This window comes from Blautia intestinalis, assembly GCF_014297355.1.
Lineage (GTDB): Bacteria > Bacillota > Clostridia > Lachnospirales > Lachnospiraceae > Blautia_A > Blautia_A intestinalis.
Window position 1 is genome coordinate 1 of sequence record NZ_JACOQE010000029.1, and the last position, 1,456, is coordinate 1,456.

The 1,456-nt window shown below is 38.9% G+C and carries 3 protein-coding genes; all 3 read left to right on the forward strand.

All coding sequences use genetic code 11. The features are described 5' to 3' along the window. Positions 1 to 21: 21 nt before the first annotated feature. A complete protein-coding gene (locus H8Z79_RS16575; protein WP_129256982.1) occupies positions 22 to 768 on the forward strand; it encodes an SDR family NAD(P)-dependent oxidoreductase in 747 nt (248 codons plus the stop codon). Positions 769 to 857: 89 nt separating this feature from the next. Further along, entirely contained in the window at positions 858 to 1,163 is a 306-nt protein-coding gene (gene trxA / locus H8Z79_RS16580) for a thioredoxin (RefSeq protein WP_118049837.1), read from the forward strand. Between the two features lie 12 nt (positions 1,164 to 1,175). Continuing rightward, a partial coding sequence (locus H8Z79_RS16585; RefSeq protein WP_187002970.1) for a rhodanese-like domain-containing protein occupies positions 1,176 to 1,456 on the forward strand: 281 nt, incomplete at its 3' end.

Consider the following 1,456-nt stretch of genomic DNA (forward strand, 5'->3'; position numbering starts at 1 on the left):
CTAAGTAAGGAGGTAGTCTAAATGAGATTAAAAGATAAAGTTGCAATCATCACGGGTGGAAGCCGTGGCATAGGATTTGCTACAGCTGATAAATTCTTGAAGGAAGGCGCTACAGTTGTATTGGCGGCAAGTTCACAGGAATCGGCAGATACTGCTGTAGATAAATTAAAAGAAAAATATCCCAATGCAATAGTTGCTGGAATTAGTCCAAATCTTGCAAGCATGGAGTCTGTCAGAAAGGCTTTTAAAGAGGCAATTGAAAAATATGGATGTGTCGATATACTGGTAAATAATGCAGGAATTTCAGAAAACACCTCATTTATGGATTATACAGAGGAGACTTTTGATAAAGTCATGGATCTAAATGTAAAAGGAGTATTTAATACTACTCGTGTAGCTGCAGAATGTATGGTGGCAAGAGGCAAGGGGGTCATTCTCTCAACTTCTTCCATGGTGAGTATTTCTGGACAGCCAAGTGGGTTTGCTTATCCTGCATCCAAGTTTGCAGTAAACGGATTGACTGTATCATTAGCAAGAGAACTAGGACCTAAAGGTATTCGTGTTAATGCAGTTGCACCTGGGATTACAGAAACTGATATGATGAAGGCCGTGCCAAAGGAAGTTATCGAACCTATGATTGAAAGAATTCCATTGCGTCGTCTTGGACAGCCAGAAGATATTGCCAATGCATTTGTGTTTCTTGCTTCAGATGAAGCGAGTTATATTACAGGTGTTATACTAAGTGTAGATGGTATGGCAAGAAGTTAAGGCAATGTGGTATGGTGATGTCATCACAGAAAAGAAATAAAATTCAGATTATAATAAAGCCACAAAGAAATGATAGGGAGGATTATAAAATGACTGCAATTAATATCAATAAAAATAATTTCCAGAATGAAGTAATGAATTCTGATAAACCTGTCCTTTTGGATTTTTGGGCGCCTTGGTGTGCTCCTTGTCGTATGGTGGTTCCTATCATAGAGGAGATTGCAGGTGAACGCCCTGATATCAGAGTTGGTAAAATCAATGTGGATGAGCAGCCTGAACTGGCAAGTGAATTTAGTATTATGAGTATCCCAACTTTGGTGGTTATGAAGAATGGGAAGATTGTACAACAGGTTTCAGGTGCGAGACCTAAGAATGCAATTTTAGAAATGCTTTAAGGAGGTGCGCTAATGGGATTTTTTGATTTCCTTAAACAGGCGAATATTAATCAAGGGATAGAGGAATATAAAAGGACTGCTGGTGCAGTTCTGCTGGATGTACGTACTCCGCAGGAATATCAGGAAGGGCATATACCAGAAAGTAAAAATGTACCGTTACAACAACTTAACAATGTTGTTTCAGTAGCGAAAAATACAGAAATTCCACTGTTTGTATACTGTTATTCCGGAGCCCGAAGTCGTCAGGCAACAGGGTTGTTGCAACGAATGGGATATTCTAAAGTAAATAATAT